This is a genomic window from Micromonospora sp. LOL_021 (genome assembly GCF_048060215.1).
Taxonomy (GTDB): Bacteria; Actinomycetota; Actinomycetes; order Mycobacteriales; family Micromonosporaceae; genus Micromonospora_E.
In genome coordinates, this window is the sequence record NZ_JBHMIN010000155.1 from 1 (window position 1) to 452 (window position 452).

General features: G+C 72.3%; 1 protein-coding gene. It reads left to right on the plus strand.

The window, feature by feature from the left end; translation table 11 throughout:
• Positions 1 to 42 precede the first annotated feature (42 nt).
• Positions 43 to 452, plus strand: a 410-nt coding sequence (locus ACFHWT_RS31465) for a hypothetical protein (RefSeq protein WP_416598344.1), incomplete at its 3' end; no start/stop codon positions are given.

Below are 452 nucleotides of genomic sequence, written 5' to 3' on the forward strand. Positions count from 1 at the left end.
ACGGAAGGTGGACCCCCCATGACCACGATCATCACCCGTACCCTGCGTACCAGCCTGCGTAACACCGCCCTCGGCATCGCCGGTCTGACCCTCGCCGGCGGCGCGGTCGCCGCGCCCGCCCTGGCCGCCGACCACGCCCCCACCGCCCTGGCCGCACCCGTGTCCGCCGCCGCCGGCAGCGGCGTCGACACCGACAAGCTGACCCCGCACGGCGTGCAGGGCGAACAGTCCCGGATCACCCTGTCCGCCGAGCAGACCGACAACGTCAAGGGCATCATCGCCGCCACCAAGAAGGCCGGCATGGACGAGCGGGCCGCCGTGGTCGCCATCGCCACCGCCCTGCAGGAGTCCAAGCTGGAGAACCTCGGCCACCTCGGTGACCGCAACGACCACGACTCGCAGGGCCTGTTCCAGCAGCGCCCCTCCTCCGGCTGGGGCACCGTCGAGCAGAT